This window comes from Streptomyces tendae, assembly GCF_014650435.1.
In the GTDB taxonomy this organism is placed as follows: domain Bacteria; phylum Actinomycetota; class Actinomycetes; order Streptomycetales; family Streptomycetaceae; genus Streptomyces; species Streptomyces tendae.
The window spans coordinates 14,586-33,503 of the sequence record NZ_BMUY01000010.1 but is presented as its reverse complement, the minus strand read 5'-3'; the positions used below and the strand labels follow the sequence as shown (position 1 = coordinate 33,503).

Below are 18,918 nucleotides of genomic sequence, written 5' to 3'. Positions count from 1 at the left end.
GTCCTGGGCCGTGTGCCCCGCCGTTCGCGCACGTTCGCGCACACCCCGCGGTATGCCACGGTCCGGTACGGACGACCCCGCGGCCGTCCGTACCGGACCGTTTCGAGGAAGGTCCTCCTGAAGGTCAGCGGACCTTCAGGAGGACCTTCCCGCCGACGCCGCCGCGCAGCGCGTGGAGGGCGTCCCCGATGCCCTCCAGCGGCAGCTCCTGCACCCAGCCGGTGGTGTCGTACACCCCGTCGGCCATGGCCGTGATGACCGCGTCGAACTCCTCGGGCCGGTATCCGACGGCTCCGACGATCTCCGTCTCGCCCATCATGAGCTGCGTGGGCCGGAAGTCCATCGGGTGCTCGTGGAGCGCGACGACCACCAGACGGCCGCCGGGGACCAGCGCCGCCAGCGCGGAGGTGATCGCCGGGCCCGCTCCCGCGGCGTCCACCGCGATGTCCACTCCGTCACCGTCGGTGAGCGCGGCGACGGCGGCCGCGAGGTCCTCGTGCACCGGATCGACGACCCGGGCGCCCAGTGCGGCCATGACGGCACGGCGGTCCGCACTCGGCTCGGACACCAGCACCTTCTCCACACCGCGGGCCTTGAGCGCGAACCAGGTGCCGATCCCGACCGGCCCGGCCCCGGCGACGAGCGCGCTGCCGCCGGCCTGCACGCCGCTGCGCGACACGGCGTGCCAGCCCACCGCCATCGGTTCGACCAGCGCCCCTGCCCGAAGGTCCACGCCGTCCGGCAGCAGGTGCAGCTTGGACGCGTCGACGACGGTGAACTCCGACAGGCCGCCGCCCTCGACGTTCGACCCGAGTGATCCCATGAGGCGGCAGGAGAAGGGCAGCCCCTTCCGGCAGGCCCCGCACTCGCCGCAGGAGACCGCCAGAGGATAGACGGCACCGAGGTCGCCGACCTGCACGTCCGTCACGCCCTCCCCCACCTCGACGACGGTGCCGGAGAACTCGTGACCGAGAATCTGCGGCAGCGCGGCACCGGTGAGCGGATGCGGCTGGTCCAGGTCGAAGGGCAGCGACTCCGGGTAGAAGTAGAAGTGGAGATCGGAACCGCAGATGCCGGCGAAGGCGTTGCGGAGCTTCACCTGCCCCGGACCCGGACTGGGCTCGGGCACCTCCTCGATACGGAGGTCTTCCTTGCCGTGGAACCGTGCGGCCTTCATGCTCCCACTCCTCCTCGGAGACGACCGGGACCACCGATCGCCCTCGCTGCTGTCGACGCGAACCGCCGTGTCGGACGGCGCCGCCCTCAGTGTCGGACGGCTCTGCTTTCGCAGGTCACCGCCATACGCGGCGGATTCCGACGACACGCCCCGCCATGCGCGCACCGCTGCGCGCTCACCTGTCGCGGCAGGGGACACACCCGATGTGACGGTCGGTATGCTCGCCACCGCCTGGGCGACGATCACCTCATGAGCCGTACCACTACGACCGAGAGCAGCGAGAACAGCACCGTGACCCCCTACGACTACGAGAAGGACGGCGCGGCCATCTACCGCCAGTCCTTCGCGACCATCCGCGCGGAAGCGGACCTCGCGGGGCTGCCCGCGGACGTCAGCCAGGTCGCGGTCCGGATGATCCACGCCTGCGGCATGGTCGACCTCGTGCGCGACCTCTCGTACACCCCCGCGGTGGTGGGACGCGCCCGCGAGGCCCTGCGCGCGGGCGCACCCATCCTCTGCGACGTGCGGATGGTGGCCAGCGGCGTGACCCGCAAGCGGCTGCCCGCGGACAACGAGGTGCTGTGCACCCTGTCCGACCCCGCCGTCCCCGAGCTGGCGGCCAAGCTCGGCACCACGCGCAGCGCCGCCGCCCTGGAGCTGTGGCGGGACCGGCTGGAGGGCGCCGTGGTCGCCGTCGGCAACGCGCCCACCGCCCTGTTCCGGCTCCTGGAGATGATCGAGGAAGGGGCGCCCCGCCCGGCCGCCGTCATAGGCGTACCCGTCGGCTTCGTCGGCGCCGCCGAGTCCAAGGACGCGCTCGCCGCCCACCCCTCCGGCCTGGAACACCTGGTCGTACGGGGCCGTCGCGGGGGCAGCGCCATCGCCGCCGCCGCACTCAACGCGATCGCGAGCGAGGAAGAATGAACGCAGGCGGTACGGAGTCGGGCTCGGGTCCGGCGCCGGTCAGCCGTGGCTGACGCCCCGTCGGCGGAGCCGGACCCGGCCGAGGTCGAAGAGGTCGTCCGGACGCCCCGTCGCTACCCGGAGACGTGAGGGCCGCACCGTCGCGCGGCCGGGTGGCGCGCATGGGCCTCTCGTACCCACCGCGCCGCCTGGTCGGGCCCGGCCACCACCGGCACCCCTTCGGGCACCGAGGGCCTGCGCACCACGACCACGGGCAGTCCGGCCTCGCGGGCGGCCGTCAGTTTCGGTGCGGTGGCCGCGCCGCCGCTGTCCTTGGTGACCAGGACGTCGATCCGGTGCCGGCGCAGCAGCTCGCGCTCCCCGTCGGGGGTGAACGGGCCGCGCTCCAACAGCACCTCTGTGCGGGCGGGACACGGCGCCTCGGGCGGGTCCACGGACCGGACGAGGAACCAGAGGTCGTCCAGGCCGGCGAAGGCGGCCAGGCCCAGCCGCCCCGTGGTCAGGAGGACGCGTCGTCCGAGGGAAGGCAGCAGGGCGGCGGCTTCCGCCAGGGAGCCGGTCTCGTGCCAGACGTCTCCCTCGACCGGCACCCATCCGGGGCGGCGCAGCGCGAGCAGGGGGACACGGGCGGTGGCGGCGGCCCGCGCCGCGTTGAAGCTGATCGTTCCGGCGAAGGGGTGAGTGGCGTCGATGAGCAGGTCGACCGTGTGCTCGCGGAGCCAGGCGGCGAGGCCCTCGGCGCCTCCGAAGCCGCCGACGCGCACCTCGCCGGGCGGTGTCCTGGGTGCGGAGACCCGTCCCGCGAGGGAGTTCGTCACCCGCAGCCCGGGCAGCGGTTCGGCCGCCAGCCGTTCGGCGACCCGGCGGGCCTCCGTGGTGCCGCCGAGGATCAGCACGTGCACGACAGGTCCATCATCGGAATCCCTTTCCGGAAGTGAGGCATGAGCTGCGAGGCCAGGGGCCTCGCAGCGCCCAACTCAAGCACACCGGTCTGCGCCACGGCGCCGTCGCTCCTTGACCGGCTCTCGCCGAACGCCGGTCAAGCGGCCTCGGAATGGGCATGATGACGTAGTTGGCCGGGTCATGTGCAGAAGGGGGATTCAGCAGTGGCGCGTGTGGTGGGCATAGACCTCGGGACGACGTACTGCGCCGTGGCGGTCGCGGACCGGGCGGGAACTCCGTCCATCGTCCGCAACCGGGAGGGCGAGAACATCACACCGTCCGTAGTGATGTTCCAGGGCGACACCGTGGTCGTCGGATCCCAGGCGAAGCGGTCCGCGGCCACGGCTCCCGACCACGTGGTGCAGTTCGCCAAGCGCTACATGGGGGAGAGCAACCCGATCTACCACTCGGAGTCCGGCACGCCGTACCGGCCCGAGGAGATCTCGGCTCTGCTGCTCAAGCGTCTCAAGGAGGACGCCGAACTCATGCTGGGCGAGCCCGTCGAGCAGGCGGTGATCACCGTACCCGCGTACTTCGACGACGTCCGGCGCAAGGCGACGCAGGACGCCGGGCGGATCGCCGGACTCGAAGTGCTGCGCATCGTCAACGAGCCCACCGCGGCCGCGCTCGCCTACGGCCTCGATCAGTCCTCCGCGGACGACGGCGGGGAGGACCGGGCGGACGGGGCGGACGGGGACGGTGGTGCGGGGATCGGCACGGTGCTCGTGTACGACCTGGGCGGTGGCACCTTCGACGTCACCGTCATGCGGGTCGAGAACGGCGACTACACGGTGATCGCCACCGACGGGGACCGCAACCTCGGCGGCTTCGACTGGGACGGCGCCATGATGAACCACCTCAACGGCGCGTTCATGGCCTCGGGCGGTCCCGACCTCAACGAGGACAACGTCCTGCAGGCCGAGCTGCGCGACAAGGCGGAGATCGCCAAGCGCACCCTTTCCAACGCCCCGCAGGCCGTCGTGATGTTCTCCGTGGGCGGCCGCCACGAGCAGATCCGGGTGACCCGCGAGAAGTACGAGGAGATCACCGCGGAACTGCTCGACCGCACCCGCATCCTCACGGAGGGCGTGCTGGAGGAGGCGCGGCTCGGCTGGGACGACATCGACCGGATCCTGCTCGTCGGCGGCTCCACCCGGATGCCCATGGTGCCGAAGCTGATCCAGCGGCTCTCCGGCAGAGAGCCGGAGCGCGGCATCGCCCAGGACGAGGTGGTCGCGCTCGGCGCCGCACTGGTCGCGCTGGACGCCTCGGTCCGCGCCGAGGAGGCGCAGGAGAAGCGGAAGTACGTCGGCAGCGGAGCGAGCGTCGAGTCCTCCCCCGGCGACGGTCTGGCCCGTCTGACCAAGGGCAGGGTGAGGTCCATCAAGGACGTCACCTCGCAGTCCCTCGGCATGGTCACGACCGACCTGGACAACCACGACCACCAGTTCAACACGGTGATCATTCCGCACAACACGCCCGTGCCGGCCAAGAAGAGCGACATCTTCGTGACCCTCTACGACCGGCAGCGACGGTTCCGGGTACAGGTGACCGAGGGCGACGACGAGGACTTGGCGTACGTGAAAACGGTCGGGGAAAGCACCATCGAGATCCCGCAGCACCCGAAGGGCGCGCCATTCGAGGTGGTTTACTCCTACGACGTCGACGGCATCATCCACGTCGAGGTGAAGGACGGCACGACGGGCAAGTGGCTCGGCGAGTTCGAGCTCGAACGCCCCGGCAATCTGAGTCAGACCGAGCTGAGCGAGTTCAGTGACCGTGTCGCCCGCGTCCCGACCCTCTAGGTCCCGACTCTGCCGCCGGAGCCGACAACGATGACGACCGACGACGTCCCCGACTATTACGCGGAGTTCGGCATCGACCGTGCCGCGAGTGCGGACCAGGTCTCCCGGCAGCTCGACCGGGCCTTCCGCACCTGGTCGAGCCGGGCGAGCCGGGCCCCCGACGCCAAGAGGAGGCGGGAGGCCGAGGACAAGGTCGCGCTGGTCTCGGAGGCACGGAAGGAACTCCTCGACACCGACCGGCGCCACGCCTACGACCGCAGACTGGACCAGGCGCGCCGGCACGCCCGCGTGCCGGCACCCAAGTCCCAACCCCAATCGCAGCCGCAGCCACAGCCACAGCCACAGCCACAGCCACAGCCCACCCTGCACGTCCGGGATTGGGTGGGGCACGCCCGCAGGCTGATGAACGGGGGTGACAGCGAAGGCGCTCTGTACGAGCTGCGGCAGGCCGTGCACCACGACGAGCGCAACGGCGAGGCCTGGCGTCTGCTCGGTGCCCTGCACGCCAAGCAGGGACAGCTGAGCGACGCGCTCCAGGAGTTCCAGCGGGCCCTCGCACTGCTCCCCCACGACGCGCTCACCCACTCGCTGACGGCCCAGGTGTGGGAGCAGCTCGGCGATCACGTCAAAGCCGTCCCCTGGCACCTGAAGGCGGTTGAGCTCGCACCTGCCGACGTCGGTCTCCGGATCGCCGCCGCCGACAGCCTCTACCGGGTCGAACGCTACGACGAGGCGCTCAGCAACTACGAACGAGCCCTGACGGAGCGGCCCGGCCACGACGGCGTGCGCAACCAGATCGGCTGGATCTGGTTGCGGCGCGCCGAGAGTGCCATGGTCTGGCACCCGGCGCGGGAGCGGTACGTCATCGCCGCTGCCGGCAGTGCCCCGATGGTCACGCACTGCGTGGACCAAGGACTGGCCGTCGGTGCCTCGGACGGCGTACTCCGCGACCAGCTGACCACGTACCGGGTGCACGCGAGCGAGGCACTCGGCAGGACCTGGCGCTGGTACAAGCGCATGGGCTCGGTCATGGGCGTCTGCGCGGCGCTGATGCTCGTGCTGCCGACTCCGCTCGTCGTGCTGCCCCTCGCCGGGTTCTTCGGACTGCCGATCGTGATGGGCGTCAAGCCGCGTTGGCAGCACACCTGCAACGAGCTGCCCCCACACCAACGGCCGCAGACCTAGGAGAGTTTCATGACCACTCCGCCGCCACTGCCCCAGCCGGGGGACCCGGCCGTCCCGCATCTCGCCGAGCCGATGGCACCGCCGCCCGGCCCGCGGCCCGAGCTCGGCCCCGTGCCCGCTCCCCCGGCCACCGCGCCGGGGCCCGACCCGTTCGCCGTCGTGGCGGACGCGGTCGACGGCATGCGTGACGAACTGGCCGCGCTCGGCGACCAGTTCCGCCGTCGGCTGCTGAACGATCGGGAGGCCCGCCGCAGCCTCGACGGTCTGCTGACGGAGCTCGACCAGGCGCGCAGGGCCGCTGAGGGCCGTATCGTGCAGCCGCTGCTCTACGATCTCGTCCTCGTCGTCGACCGGGTCGAGCGGCAGGCCGCGCAGGGCGACGCCTTCGCCGGCTCCGTCGCCGCTGAGCTGCTGGGTGTCCTGGAGAAGTACAGCATGACCCGCATCCCCGTCACCGCCGGCCCGTTCGACCCCGGCCTGCAGGAAGCCGTCGGAACGATCACCGCGCTCTCCCCCGAGCAGAACGGCCGGGTCGCCGAAGTGGTGCGGCACGGCTACCGGATGGACGAGCGCATCGTGCGACCGCAACAAGTCCGCGTGCACACCGAGCGGTGAACGGCGGCCGGATGGGAACCGTCCACGCCCTCCTCACGGGTATCAACGCCTACCCCGCCGACCGTTGCACGCCGCTCACCGGATGTCTCAACGACGTGGAGGCCGCCGAGGAACTGCTGGTACGACGCACCGGTGGGCGGCTCGAGCTGACGAAGCTGCTGAACGGCGACGCCACCGTGAGCGCCGTCGCGTCGGGCATCCGGCACCGCCTCGGACGGGCGAGACCCGGGGACACGGCGCTGTTCTGGTTCTCCGGCCACGGCACCGAGCAGCCGGCCACCGAACGAGCGCACCTCGACATCGAGGCCACCGGCCGCTTTCAGGCACTCGTATGCGTGGACGGCCTGCTCGTCGACAAGCGCCTCGGCGTCCTCCTCGACGAGGTTGCCGCGCGCGGCGTCCACACGGTCGCGGTGCTGGACTGCTGCTACGCCGGCGGCGCCACCCGCGGCCGGCACCTCACTGCGCGCTGCGCGTCCCCCGACGCCGCCTGGTTCGCGGCTGCCGCACGGGACGCCCGCATTCCCGAGCGGCCCGCGAGGCACGTGCTGCTCGCCGCCACCCGGCTCGACCAGCCCTCCTACGAGGGGCGGTTCAAGGGCAGGGCGCATGGGCTGTTCAGCCACGCCCTGTTGGGCGCGCTGAGGGCGGCGGGCCCGACGGCGACGTACCGCGAGGTGCACGCCGCCGCACGGTCCCGGCTGCTGGTCTCCTGCACGTACCAGCGGCCGACGCTGGCGCCCGCGGAACCGGGCGGAATCGCCGACCAGCCCTTCCTCGGCGGCGCCGGCGCCCGCGTTCCCAGCCCGTACCTGTTGTGGGAGGACCGGCGGGACGGCTGGCAGGTCGACTGCGGGAGTGGCCACGGCCTGCCGCCGGGGCCGGGCAGCGAGTTCCGGGTGACCCGGCCGGACCCGCCCCGGCGGACTGCTGAGGGGACGGCCGCCGTGGGCCGCACGGTCAGGGCCGCGACGGTGGGCCCGGAGCGCACCCTCGTCGAGCCGGTGGGCTGGTCACCGAAGCCGGCGGAGGTCTACCCGGTGGCTCTCTCCGCACTGGCCGTGCCGCCCGCCTCGGTCACCCTGACCGCACCCGACGACCCGGCCGCGGCTCGGGCGCTGACACGGGCGATCGCCGAAGCCGGGCCCGGTGGCGGGCCCTCCCCGCTGCTGCGACGCGTCGGACGGCCTCAGGACGCCAGTGCCCTGCTGTTCCGGATCGAGGCCCGCGGAGGGCAGGCGCACGTGCTGCGGCGCGACGGCTCTCCGTTCGTCGCCCCGTTGCCGCTGGACGGACCCGAGGACGCGGACCGGGTCGCGGCCTGTCTCGTTCATCTGACACGCTGGCACCGGCTCCGCGACCTCGAGGCACCTCACTCCCCGCTGACGGGACGGATCCGCCTGGAGATCACGCCCTGGGGCAGCGACACTCCGTTGGTGCCCGACGGCGACGGAGAGATCGCCTGCCGGTACGGCCTCGGGCCCGCCGGCCCCGTGCCGCCCCTGGTCTCGATACGGATCCGCCACCCGGCCACCACGGGACGCCGGCTGTGGTGCGTCCTGCTCGACCTCACCGACAGCTACGCCTCCCACACCGGGCTCTTCGACGACGGCCGGTTCGTCGGGCCGGGCCACACCGGGTACGCCCTCGACAACCGGCCCGTGCAGCTGTCCCTGCCGGCGCACCGGACGCCGCGGCCCGGCGCCTTCGTCCGGGACTGGCTGAAACTGATCGTCTGCGAGGGCGAGTTGAACACCGTGCCCTTCCATCTCGACCGCTGGGACCCACTCGCCTCCGTCGGCAGCCGGGGCACCGCACTCCGGCACGCGGACGGGCTGCTCCGGTTCGACGCACCCGCGCGGAGCAGCAGGGACGCTCATCCGGAGGAAGCGGGCGGGCCGGGGCAGTGGGCCACGCAGACGGTCCAGGTGCGTACCGAGGTGCCGCGGTGCTGAGGAGGGCGGCGGTCACGGATGGCTGATCGCTTCGACCTCGAGTCCCTGATGAGGTCCGTGAAGGCGGTGATCGGCGACCGGCCGTGGAGCACGGCGATCGGGCAACTCGGCACGCTGGTCGCGGAGCACGCGGCCACGGCCGATGCCGCGGCGGCCTTCGAGCTCTACTACGCCCACTGGCGGAGCATGCCCGGCACCGACCCGCGCCGGCCGGGCTTCGCCGGCTATCTGCTTCAGCTCGTACCGCTGATGAGGCAGAGCGGGCCCTGTTGCACCCTTGAGCAGGCGCAGGAGCTGGCTGCGGCGGCGCGGACCGTGCGGGACCCGCAATGGCAGGCGCACATCACGGGGGTCCTGGCGCTCGTCGTGGTGCACGACACCGCCGCCACGAACGCCGATCCGGAGCTGCTCGAGAAGGCGGTCGAGGATCTCGGCGCGGCTACCAGTCTGCTCCCCGCCACGGACGGGGCTACCGCCGCCACCGCCACCGCCTTCCGCATCGGCCGCGCGGTGGCGCGTGCGGAGCACGCGCGGCTACGGGGTGGCGAGGGCGAACTCGACGTTTCCATCGAGGAATTGACGGCGGCCCGGCGGGACCTGAACGTCCGGCCGGACGACCAGGCGTACCTCACCTGCTACATCGCCTGCCTCCGCGCCGGCCGGGCCTACCTCGGCAGGGACGAGGAGGCAGTGGACCGGTACATCCGCGAGCAGGAGATCGCGCTGGCCCGGTTGCCGCGCCACCACCCGGGGCGGGGCAGCGCCGAGTCGTGGCTCGCCGCGAACCGGACCATGCTCCGGAACCTGATCTTCCAGCGGCCTGGCCAGTCCTGGCCCGGACCGCGTCCGCGGCTCGACGCCCGCAAAGGGCCGGACCCGACGAACCCCTACGCACTGGTGCAGACTGCAGTCGAAATGATCGCCGGGGCCGGGGACGACGGGGACCGGGAAGCGATGGCCGAGGCGATCGGTCTGCTCCGTGAGGCACTGGAGCAGTGCGAGGAGGGCGGCGAGCACTGGATGCGGTGCGCGGCCCAGCTGGCCATCGCTCATCTCATGCATTCCGGCCTCGTCCGCTGGGAGCCCAAGCCGCTCAGCCATCTGTCGCCCGCGGGCCGGGAGATCATCGCCCACACCGACCGGGCCATCTCGCTGCTGCGTCGGGTCCGGCGCCTGGCCGAGGGGCCGGCCCACCCGATGTGGACCGGTGTCGGCTCCCTGCTGGCGAACGCGCTGCGCTCGCGGTCGATGATGATGCCCCAGTTCCGGACGGCGGCAGCCGCCCGGCTCGGGAAGGAGGCACGAGAGATCGGCCTCGCCGCGCTGTCCGGCCTCGCCTGGAACGTCCTTCTCCAATCCGGCACCCGTCACGCCATGGAGGCGGGCAGCAGGGCGATGGAGGAAACCTGCCTCGACGTCGCCCGCTGGTGCGTCCTGGACGGCGAGCTCGAGGACGCGGTTGTGGCGCTGGACAGCGGCCGCGCCTTGATGCTGCACGCGGCGCAGGTCGGCGCCACCGTGCCGGACATGCTGAGGCAGCTCGGCCAGGACGGGCTGGCCGAGGAGTGGCGCACGGCCGGGCCGGTGCCGCTCGAGCCGGAGCCCGGACCGTTCGGCGGGCTCGAGCCCATGTCCGTGCCCCGGCCGAACGGGCCCGATGTGCGGCTGCGCCGCCGGGTGCTGAAGGTGCTGGCCGCATCGCCGTACCGCGACAGGCTGCTCAGGACTCCCGCCGTTGCCGAGATCACCCGGGCGCTGCGGACCCTCGGCGCCGACGCGCTGGTCTACCTGGTGCCGACGGGGGAACTGGCGCTGCCGGCGGGGCGGAGCCGGACGGTTCCCGGCGCCGCGCTGATCGTCGGTGCCGACGGGTCGCTGCGCTCGGTCGCGCTGCCGGACCTGCGCCTCGATGCCCAGGAGCTCACGGCGTACCAGGCCGTCGGCGGAGCGGGCGGCGACCCGCGCGTGCGCGGGGGTGGGAGTCCGGGCAGGGACGCGGGCCCGGTGGCCACACCCCAGGGCGGGCCGCCACCGCCCGGGGCCGAGGCCCTGGACCGGTTGTGCGGCTGGGCCTGGGAGTCCGTCATGGCTCTGCTGGCGGCGGAGTTCCGCGGCAGCGGCGACTTCCACGGCGACCGGCCGGGCCGGCCCCGTGTTCCGTCCGTCGTCCTCGTCCCCCTCGGCGCGCTCGGTGCCGTACCGTGGCACGCCGCCTGGCGGGCCGGAGGTCCGGGCCGGCGGTACGCGCTGGAGGACCTGCGGGTCTCGTACGCACCCTCTGCCCGGACCCTGTGCGAGGTCGCCGGGCGAACGCCCCCCGAGGCCGGGGCATCCGGCGGCCCGGCATTGGTGATCGGAGACCCCACCGGGGATCTCGGGTACGCGGGCGAGGAAGCGGAGGCGATCCACCGGGTCTTCTACCCGAACGGTACGTATCTCGACGCGGACACCGCTGATGCCGCTGAGGTGTCCGCACGGCTGGCGGGCCTGCGCGGTGGCGTGCTGCACCTGGCCTGCCACGCACGGGTCGATCCCGGCGAGCGGCGCAGCGCGTACCTGGACCTGGCCGGGGGCAGCAGTCTGGCCGCGGAGGAGCTGATCGAGGGCGCGGTCCGGCGCATCGCTCCCGGTCTGGTGTGCCTCGCGGCCTGCTGGAGCAACGTCTCGAGCCGCGGTTACGACGAGGCGTACAGCCTGGCCACGGCCTTTCTGACGGCAGGCGCGCACACGGTGCTCGGCACGCTGTGGCCGGTGCCGGACGAGGAGACCTCGCTGCTGATGTACATGACCCACCACTACCTGCGACGCGAGTCGCTGCCGCCGGGGCAGGCGCTACGCCGGGCCCAGTTGTGGATGCTCGACCCACAGCGCCGAGTCCCGCCCGAGATGCCGGCCCGCCTCGCTGTCCGGGCCCGGTACATCCGCCCCGCCAACCTGGTCGGCTGGGCGGGCTTCACCCACCAGGGCTGGTGACCGGTGGCCACCACCCGCGCACCGCTCCCGCGGCGCCACGACCTGCGCTCCCGTCGGACCGGAGTTTCCCGGTGGCAGCAACCTGCCACCGATTCGGCCTGCTTGGCGCGATGTCGCAGGTGCTGGTGAGCAGGGCGGCGGTCGTGCGGAACTCCTCTTCCGGTTGCGGTCACGCCCACGTCAAACCGGTTGAATCGGCCTTTAGGTTCAGCTTTGCGGGGGCCGGACGGCCACCGCGCAGCGAACACCAGGGAGGACGAATGGCCAGCATCGCGTTCCGAGGACGCGCGGCGGCGACCGTCGCGGCCGCGCTCGTTCTGGGAGCCACGGGGGCGGCCCAGGCGGTGGCCGCTCCGGCGGACGAGAGCCGGTCGGTGACGACCGTACAGGCCCGGGCCGCGGCGGCGGAGGTGGACTACGACACCTGGCAGAGCGATGTGCGCAAGGTGATCGACGAGGCCCGCCCCTACGTCGAGCAGCGGCTGGACGACAGCGCGGGCGAGAAGCCGGCGATCGTCCTCGACATCGACAACACCTCGCTGGAAACGCACTTCCAGGTGCTGCCGCCGACGCCGGCCGTCAAGCCGACGCTCGAACTCGCCCAGTACGCGCACAGCAGGGGCGCGGCCATATTCTTCGTCACCGCTCGGCCCGACCTGATCTCGTGGGTCACGGAGGCGAACCTGGAGGCGGTCGGGTACCCGATCACCGGTCTGTACCAGCGGAACATCGGCGACCTCTTCCGTGACACGGCCGAGTTCAAGACGTCGAAGCGGGCGCAGATCGAGGCCGACGGGTACACGATCGTCGCCAACATCGGGAACAACACGTCGGACCTGGTGGGCGGCCACGCGGAGCGGACCTTCAAGCTGCCCGACTACGACGGGGCCCTGGACTGACCGGGCGCCTCCGGCCCCGCCGTACCCGGGGGGCCGGAGGCGTTAGCGCGAAGTGACGTCGGCGCGCAAAGGCAGCCCCCGCCGCACAATGCGGTTTTCCGTAATTGTTTCAGACAGGAGCATTTGACGTTACGAAGCTGTCCTGGGTACCGTCGAAGTAACGGGAGCGACACAGGCCACTGTTGACCATCCTTCAGATGGATGTCCAGTTTGCCGCCTGTGTCTGCCTAGCGGGGGAATGGAGCTCAAAATGCGGGATGTCTGCCGTGTTGCATCTGCAGGTCGTAAGCCCCTTCATGGGCCGAGTACGGCGTCTCGCTAGGTTATCTCTCTGGCTGTTTGCACGGGTATGACCCCGCGCCCGGACCGCGCGCCCCACGAAGGCGGCGGAACTGGGCAGGCGGGAACTCCTATTGGTCAAGCTTCAGGGGGAGCTGTGCCAAGTAACTCAGTCAATTTCGAGATAGCCAACGATTTCGAATTCGCTGCAGAATTCACGGAATCACGGCCGTCGAGTGACGAAATAGAGGGCGTGCTGCTACAAGCGCGGAAACTCGTCGAAATCGCCGTCGACCGCCACCGCAACGTCGAGCGGCTGGTCGCCTCGCTGGAGCCGAACGACAATTCCGTCGGGGCCGCCACCGAGCAGATGATCGCCACCGCCCGTCACCACCTGGCCGTCGTCCTCACCGGAGAGGGCCAGGACGAGACCTACCAACTGATCGACCAGCTGGGCCGGGCGAGCGCACGCGGCGTCGGCGTCAAGCTGCTCGGCCGGGTCGGCCTGCTGCGCGACCGCCGCTTCCTCGAGCACCTCGACAAGTACGCGCCCGGGGTCGAAACGCGCCTGGCCAAGGCTCCGTTGCAGGAAGTGGTGCTCGCCGACAGCGTTGTCGGCGCCGTGTGGATCCGCAACGGAGTCGCCGTCCGTGAGGCGGTGGTCGTCCGGGCCCCAGCCGTCCTGCGCAATCTGCGCACCCTGTTCGCCGTCTCCTGGTCCGGCAGCGCCGCCCTCGCGGACCACCGGCGCCTGAGCGACCGCTCACGCAGCGCGCTCGGCCGGCGCATCCTCCAGGCACTCAGCTCGGGACGGACCGACGAGGCCGCCGCCCGCGAACTGGGCATTTCGGTGCGCACCTACCGGCGCAACGTCGCGGAAATCACCCGTGAACTGGGGGCGACCTCAAGATTTCAGGCGGGTGCACGCGCGGTGGAGCTCGGCCTCCTTTCACCCTCGGGCGAGCTCCTGCCCGCGGCTACCGGCCAGTTGGCGGGGTAAGAACTTGTCAGGCTGAGCTTTGACAATGCGGAAAACCTCAGGTCGCTGGCAGCTTGTTGTAGCTCTCCTTGTGGCGCGGACGGTCGGGATTGCAGGATCTCCCTGCCTCCCCAAAAGGCGTCTCGGCCGCTATCTGCGAGGAACGGCATCGATGAGTGACGTGATGATCGAAGCAATGGAGCTGGGCAGGACGTTCGGTGCCACCCCGGCGCTCGACGGCATCAGCTTTCAGATGGAAAAAGGGCGGGTGCTCTGTCTGCTCGGTCATAACGGAGCGGGGAAAAGCACGCTGGTGAGTATTCTCGCCACTCTGCTGCCGCCCACGAAAGGCACAGCCCGGGTGTCCGGATTCGACGTGGTGCGAGAGGCCCGGGAGGTGCGCCGCCGCATCGGCCTGACCGGCCAGTTCGCGGCGGTGGACGAGAGCCTCACCGGACGCGCCAACCTGCTGCTGGTGGCCCGGCTCCTCGGAGCCGGCAAGCGGGAGGCCGCGGCACGGGCCGAGCAGTTGCTGGACATGTTCGCGCTGACCGAGGCGGCCGACCGGGCCGCGGGCACGTACTCGGGAGGCATGCGCCGGCGCCTCGACCTGGCCAGCAGCTTCGTCGGCCACCCCCAGGTGCTCTTCCTGGACGAGCCGACCACCGGGCTCGACCCCGTCAGCCGCAACGCCCTGTGGGACCTGGTCCGCGAGGTGGTGGGCACCGGCACCACCGTGCTGCTGACCACCCAGTACCTGGAGGAGGCCGAACAGCTGGCGGACCGCGTCATGGTGCTCGCTCGTGGCCGGTGCGTCGCGGACGGCTCGGTCGCCCAGCTCAAGGAGCGTCTGGGCGGCAGCACCGTCCGGGCCACCCTCGCCGATCCCGGCCGCGTGCCGACCGCGTTGAGCGCCCTGCGGGCGGCGGGCCTGGACCCCGGTCCGGGCGAGCCCGCGGGCACGGTCACCGCCCCCGTGGAGGGATCCATCGGGCTGGCCGCCGCAGTCCGGGCCTTCGACACCGCGGGAGTGGAGATCACCCAAATCTCGCTGTCCGAACCGACGCTGGACGAGGTCTATCTGGCCCTCGCCGAAGAGCGCGCCGGCGTTCCGGTCCCTTCCTGAGGCCCCGCGCCTCCCCCACCTCGAATCCGAGCCGCACCCGTGAATCTGTGGACCCTCAGCAGGCTGACCGACGTCCGTCCGCACCCCGCCACCCCGCCCGGAGCCCCGCGGGCCGCCGCGCCGTGGAGCTCGCGGGTGCGGGGGTGGTTCCGCGGACGGCGCGGCGCCGGCGGCCACTTCACTCCCCACGATCATCGACGGCCTCGACCCCCCAGGAGCCCTTCATGACGGCGACCACGCCGACGTACCACTCGATCACCGAGGCGACGATGATGCCGCGTCTCGTCCGGCTCGGCCCCAACCTGTACGGCGCGGTCTTCTCCCTCATGAAGCTGCTTCCCGCGCGCTACATCCTCAAGCGCGCGCATTCCCGGGGCGACCTGGACGCCGGCACGGTGATCGTGGAGACCACCTCGGGGACGTTCGGCCTCGCGCTGGCGATGCAGTCCGCCCTCATGGAGCGGGAGTTGATACTCGTCAGCGACCCGGCGATCGACGCCAACCTGTACCGGAGACTGACCGATCTCGGCGCCACCATCGAGATCTGCCAGGAACCCGCGCCGGTCGGCGGCTACCAGGAGGCACGGCTGCGCAGACTCGCCGAGATCCGCGCGGAACTCCCCTCCACCTTCTGCCCCGAGCAGTACAGCAATCCCGACAACCCTCGCTCCTACGGGGTGGTCGCCGAGCAGATCGCGCGTTCCCTCGGCACCGTCGACTGCCTGGTCGGGCCGGTCGGTTCGGGAGGATCGATGTGCGGCACCGCCGGCGGGCTGCGCGAACTGTCCCCGCACACGCAGGCCATCGGCGTGGACAGCCACCGCAGCGTGCTCTTCGGCCAGCCCGACGGACCCCGGTCCCTGCGCGGCCTCGGCAACAGCCTGTGGCCCGCCAACCTCGACCACTCCACCTTCGACGAGGTGCACTGGTGCTCGGCGCCGGAGGCGTACGCCTTCACCAGGCGACTGCACGCCACCCACGCGCTGTTCCAGGGGCCGACCAGCGGTGCCGCCTACCTGGCCGCCAAGTGGTGGGCCGACCGCAACCCCGACGGACTGTGCGTCGTGATGCTCCCCGACGAGGGCTACCGCTACCAGGCGACGGTGTACAACGACGCCTGGCTCGCCGAGAACGGCCACCTGCTGCCCCACCCTGCCGAGGAGCCGGCCCTGGTCGACTCGCCGGCCGACGCCGGCGACGGCTGGACCAGGATGCTGTGGGGCCGTCGCACGTACGAGGACGTGAACGGCACCGTGCCGCGCTCCGGCGGGTCCCTGCCCGACCCGGTGCTTTCATGAGCGGCACGGGCCGGCTCACCCGCACGCTCGGAGCCCGCACCGCCCGCGTCGTCTACGGCGAACCGGGCCCGGACGACATCCGCCGGGAACTCGGCCACACCTCGGTCATCGACCTCGCGCACGTGGTGATGCTCACCGAGTGCGGGCTGCTGCCCCGGGACGCGGCCGCCGCCCTGCTGAGAGCCGTGACCGCGCTGCGCGCCGACGGCTTCCGGGAGTTGTACGACCGCCCGGCGCCGCGCGGCCTGTACCTGATGTACGAGAGCCACCTCATCGAGCGGCTCGGCGCGGACGTCGGGGGCAAGCTGCACACGGGTCGTTCCCGCAACGACATCAAGGCCACCATCACCGCGATGCGGCTGCGCGACGACCTGGCGGACCTGCTCGGCGAACTGCTGCGCCTGCAGGCCGTGCTGCTGGCCCGCGCCCGCGCCCACCGCGACGTCGTCATGCCGGTCTACACGCACTTCCAGCCGGCGATGCCCGTCACGTACGGCTACTACCTCGCGGGAATCGCCACCGCGCTGGACCGGGACATCGCCGCGCTGCGGCACGTGGTCGCGGAGCGGAGCAACTGCCCGCTCGGCGCCGGTGCCGTGTCCGGCACGGACCTGCCCATCGACCCGGCCCGCACGGCGGAACTGCTCGGATTCGACGGGCCGCCGCTGCACGCCATGGACGCGGTGGCCTCCCGGGACACGCTGCTGCGCGCCCTCGCGGCGGCCGCCGGGGCGGGACTCACCCTGAGCCGCCTCGCCACCGACCTCCAGCTGTGGAGCACCCAGGAGTTCGGCTTCGTGGAGTTCCCCGAGCGGCTCGTGGGCGGCAGTTCCGCCATGCCCCAGAAGCGCAACGCCTTCCTGCTCGAGCACGTGAAGGCCAAGGCGGCGGCCGCCGTCGGAGCGTGGACCGCCTCGGCCGCCGCCATGAAGTCCACACCGTTCACCAACTCCATCGAGGTGGGCACCGAGGCGGTCGGCGGGGCCTGGTCGGCGCTGGCCACCGTGCGCGACAGCGTGCTCCTGGCCCAGGTGCTCGTGAGCGGCGCCCGGCCGGACGGACGGCGGATGGAGCAGCGGGCCCGGGAGGGCTTCGTGACCGCCACGGTGATCGCCAACCGCCTCGTGCGCCAGGGCGTTCCCTTCCGCACCGCGCACCACGTGGTGGGAGCCGCGGTGCGGGAGGCGGTCGACGCCGGTGAGCCGGAACTGACGAAGATCACGCTGCCGGAGGGCCTGCGGGCCGACGTGAGCGCGGACATCCCGGCACTTCCCGAGCTCGTCGCCGAGCACGACCGAGGCGGCGGCCCGGGTGCGTGCGAGAACGTCGTCCACGAACTCCGGGAGCGCTGCGCGGAGCACACCGCGGTCCTCACCCGGTACCGTGCGCGGCTGTCGCGGGCGGAACGCGCCCTCGACTCGGCGGTCGCGGCCGTGACCGGCGCAAGGGACGAGGGAGCAGAGCGATGAACGGTACGGCGGTCCGATGGTTCGCCTTCCTGGAGAGCAACACCACCGGTACGGGGCGGGAGTTCTGCGCGCGCGCACGCGCTCGGGGCCTGCGGCCCGTGCTGCTGACACGGGACCCCGCCCGGTACCCGTACGTCACCGAGGACGCCGTCGACACCCTGGAGCTGGACACCTCGGACCTGGACGCCGTGGTGTCGGCCTGCCGGGGCCTCGCTGAGGGCACCGGACTGGCCGGGATCACCTCCAGCTCCGAGTACTTCGTGGCGGACGCCGCCCGCGCGGCGGCCCGCCTCGGACTGCCGGCGGCGGACGGCGACGCGATCGCCCGCTGCCGGTCCAAGGACCTCCAGCGGGCGGCGCTCGCCGCCCACGGGGTCCCGGTGCCCGCCTGGACGGCGGTCTCCGACGTGGCCGCCGCGGTGCGGGCGGCCGACGCCGTCGGGCATCCGGTGGTGCTCAAGCCGGTGAGCGGCTCGGGGTCCAGCGGCGTACGGCTGTGCCGCGACCGGGCCGAGACGGAGGAATGGGCCCGCGTGCTGTTCGAGCGGGCGACGGACGAACGGGGCAACGCGGTGCCGGCCCGCGTCCTGGTGGAGGCGGCCGTCGACGGGCCGGAGTTCTCCGTGGAGACCTTCGACGGCGACGTCGTCACCGTCGTCGCCAAGCACATCGCCCCCGCACCGCATTTCGTGGAGACGGGCCACGACATCCCGGCCCCCCTGGACGCCGGGGCGAGCGCCGAACTCGGCGACACGGCGCTGGCGGCCCTCAAGGCCCTCGGGCTCGGCTGGGGCGCCGCCCACACCGAGATCCGCCGGTCCGCCGACGGCCCCGTCGTCATCGAGGTCAACCCCAGGCTGGCCGGCGGCATGATTCCCGTCGCCGTGCGGGCCGCGACCGGCACGGACCTGGTGGACGCCGTGATCGCCCGCGCCGCGGGCCTGGACACGCCGCCCGGCGCGGCGGTCCCGGAAGCCGGGGCCGGCCACGCCGCCGTGCGGTTCGTGATCGCGGCCGGCGAGGGACGGGTCAAGGCCGTGACCGGGATCCGGGAGGCGGGCGCGGCACCGGGTGTGGTGGTGGCCGTGCCCACCGCGGTCGTCGGCCGGCAGGTGCGCATCACGCACTCGTTCCAGGACCGCCTGGGCTGTGTGGTCGCCACCGGCTCCGGCACCGCGCAGGCGGCGACCCGCGCGGAGCAGGCCGCAGGACTGATCGGGATCGAACTGGAGGAACCGGCGACGCCGGAGAAAGGGAACGGGGGCCGATGAGCGGGCACCGCACTCAGCAGA

Annotated in this window: 14 protein-coding genes; 12 read left to right on the top strand and 2 right to left on the bottom strand. The window is 72.3% G+C overall.

Features of this window, described 5'->3' with window-relative positions:
• Window positions 1–124: 124 nt before the first annotated feature.
• Window positions 125–1,177, bottom strand: a complete 1,053-nt coding sequence (locus IE258_RS25380; RefSeq protein WP_189747086.1) for a 2,3-butanediol dehydrogenase — start codon at window positions 1,175–1,177, stop codon at window positions 125–127.
• A gap of 249 nt (window positions 1,178–1,426) precedes the next feature.
• On the opposite strand from IE258_RS25380, the gene IE258_RS25375 reads away from it, so the two are divergent.
• Window positions 1,427–2,101 carry a precorrin-8X methylmutase gene (locus tag IE258_RS25375; RefSeq protein WP_189747084.1) on the top strand — a complete coding sequence of 225 codons (675 nt, stop codon included), beginning with the start codon at window positions 1,427–1,429 and terminating at the stop codon, window positions 2,099–2,101.
• Between the two features lie 113 nt (window positions 2,102–2,214).
• Here IE258_RS25375 and IE258_RS25370 read toward each other — a convergent pair whose 3' ends face one another.
• Window positions 2,215–3,003, bottom strand: a complete 789-nt coding sequence (locus IE258_RS25370) for a cobalt-precorrin-6A reductase (RefSeq protein ID WP_189747082.1) — start codon at window positions 3,001–3,003, stop codon at window positions 2,215–2,217.
• A 204-nt stretch (window positions 3,004–3,207) separates the two neighbouring features.
• Here IE258_RS25370 and IE258_RS25365 point away from each other — a divergent pair, with 204 nt between their 5' ends.
• The 11 genes from IE258_RS25365 (at window position 3,208) to IE258_RS25315 (ending at window position 18,897) form a co-directional block, all read left to right on the top strand.
• Window positions 3,208–4,848, top strand: a complete 1,641-nt coding sequence (locus IE258_RS25365; RefSeq protein WP_189747080.1) for an Hsp70 family protein — start codon at window positions 3,208–3,210, stop codon at window positions 4,846–4,848.
• A gap of 30 nt (window positions 4,849–4,878) precedes the next feature.
• The gene (locus tag IE258_RS25360) at window positions 4,879–6,033 is read left to right on the top strand and encodes a tetratricopeptide repeat protein (protein WP_189747078.1); all 1,155 of its coding nucleotides are present in this window, start codon (window positions 4,879–4,881) and stop codon (window positions 6,031–6,033) included.
• A 9-nt stretch (window positions 6,034–6,042) separates the two neighbouring features.
• Window positions 6,043–6,648, top strand: a complete 606-nt coding sequence (locus IE258_RS25355) for a nucleotide exchange factor GrpE (RefSeq protein WP_189747075.1) — start codon at window positions 6,043–6,045, stop codon at window positions 6,646–6,648.
• Window positions 6,649–6,659: 11 nt separating this feature from the next.
• Window positions 6,660–8,603, top strand: coding sequence for a caspase family protein (locus tag IE258_RS25350; protein ID WP_189747073.1), 1,944 nt, complete (start codon window positions 6,660–6,662; stop codon window positions 8,601–8,603).
• Between the two features lie 18 nt (window positions 8,604–8,621).
• Window positions 8,622–11,576 (top strand): CHAT domain-containing protein, encoded by a 2,955-nt coding sequence (locus IE258_RS25345; protein WP_189747070.1) that lies wholly within the window; start codon window positions 8,622–8,624, stop codon window positions 11,574–11,576.
• A 260-nt stretch (window positions 11,577–11,836) separates the two neighbouring features.
• Window positions 11,837–12,475 (top strand): HAD family acid phosphatase, encoded by a 639-nt coding sequence (locus tag IE258_RS25340; protein WP_189747068.1) that lies wholly within the window; start codon window positions 11,837–11,839, stop codon window positions 12,473–12,475.
• A 532-nt stretch (window positions 12,476–13,007) separates the two neighbouring features.
• On the top strand, window positions 13,008–13,754 hold the full coding sequence (locus IE258_RS25335; RefSeq protein WP_189747066.1) for a helix-turn-helix transcriptional regulator: 747 nt from the start codon (window positions 13,008–13,010) through the stop codon (window positions 13,752–13,754).
• Window positions 13,755–13,905: 151 nt separating this feature from the next.
• Complete coding sequence (locus IE258_RS25330) at window positions 13,906–14,859, top strand: ATP-binding cassette domain-containing protein (protein ID WP_189747064.1); 954 nt, start codon at window positions 13,906–13,908, stop codon at window positions 14,857–14,859.
• 224 nt (window positions 14,860–15,083) lie between these two features.
• A complete protein-coding gene (locus tag IE258_RS25325) occupies window positions 15,084–16,157 on the top strand; it encodes a cysteine synthase family protein (RefSeq protein ID WP_189747062.1) in 1,074 nt (357 codons plus the stop codon).
• Window positions 16,154–17,626 (top strand): argininosuccinate lyase, encoded by a 1,473-nt coding sequence (gene argH, locus IE258_RS25320; RefSeq protein ID WP_189747060.1) that lies wholly within the window; start codon window positions 16,154–16,156, stop codon window positions 17,624–17,626. The genes IE258_RS25325 and argH overlap by 4 nt, the downstream gene beginning before the upstream one ends.
• On the top strand, window positions 17,623–18,897 hold the full coding sequence (locus IE258_RS25315) for an ATP-grasp domain-containing protein (protein ID WP_189747058.1): 1,275 nt from the start codon (window positions 17,623–17,625) through the stop codon (window positions 18,895–18,897). Before argH ends, IE258_RS25315 begins: the two co-directional genes overlap by 4 nt.
• The last annotated feature ends 21 nt before the right edge of the window (window positions 18,898–18,918 follow it).

Coding starts and splice junctions, on each gene's coding strand:
- IE258_RS25380 (WP_189747086.1), bottom strand. CDS start 1,177: ATGAAGGCCGCACGGTTCCACGGCAAGGAAGACCTCCGTATCGAGGAG.
- IE258_RS25375 (WP_189747084.1), top strand. CDS start 1,427: ATGAGCCGTACCACTACGACCGAGAGCAGCGAGAACAGCACCGTGACC.
- IE258_RS25360 (WP_189747078.1), top strand. CDS start 4,879: ATGACGACCGACGACGTCCCCGACTATTACGCGGAGTTCGGCATCGAC.
- IE258_RS25355 (WP_189747075.1), top strand. CDS start 6,043: ATGACCACTCCGCCGCCACTGCCCCAGCCGGGGGACCCGGCCGTCCCG.
- IE258_RS25350 (WP_189747073.1), top strand. CDS start 6,660: ATGGGAACCGTCCACGCCCTCCTCACGGGTATCAACGCCTACCCCGCC.
- IE258_RS25345 (WP_189747070.1), top strand. CDS start 8,622: ATGGCTGATCGCTTCGACCTCGAGTCCCTGATGAGGTCCGTGAAGGCG.
- IE258_RS25340 (WP_189747068.1), top strand. CDS start 11,837: ATGGCCAGCATCGCGTTCCGAGGACGCGCGGCGGCGACCGTCGCGGCC.
- IE258_RS25330 (WP_189747064.1), top strand. CDS start 13,906: ATGAGTGACGTGATGATCGAAGCAATGGAGCTGGGCAGGACGTTCGGT.
- IE258_RS25325 (WP_189747062.1), top strand. CDS start 15,084: ATGACGGCGACCACGCCGACGTACCACTCGATCACCGAGGCGACGATG.
- argH (WP_189747060.1), top strand. CDS start 16,154: ATGAGCGGCACGGGCCGGCTCACCCGCACGCTCGGAGCCCGCACCGCC.
- IE258_RS25315 (WP_189747058.1), top strand. CDS start 17,623: ATGAACGGTACGGCGGTCCGATGGTTCGCCTTCCTGGAGAGCAACACC.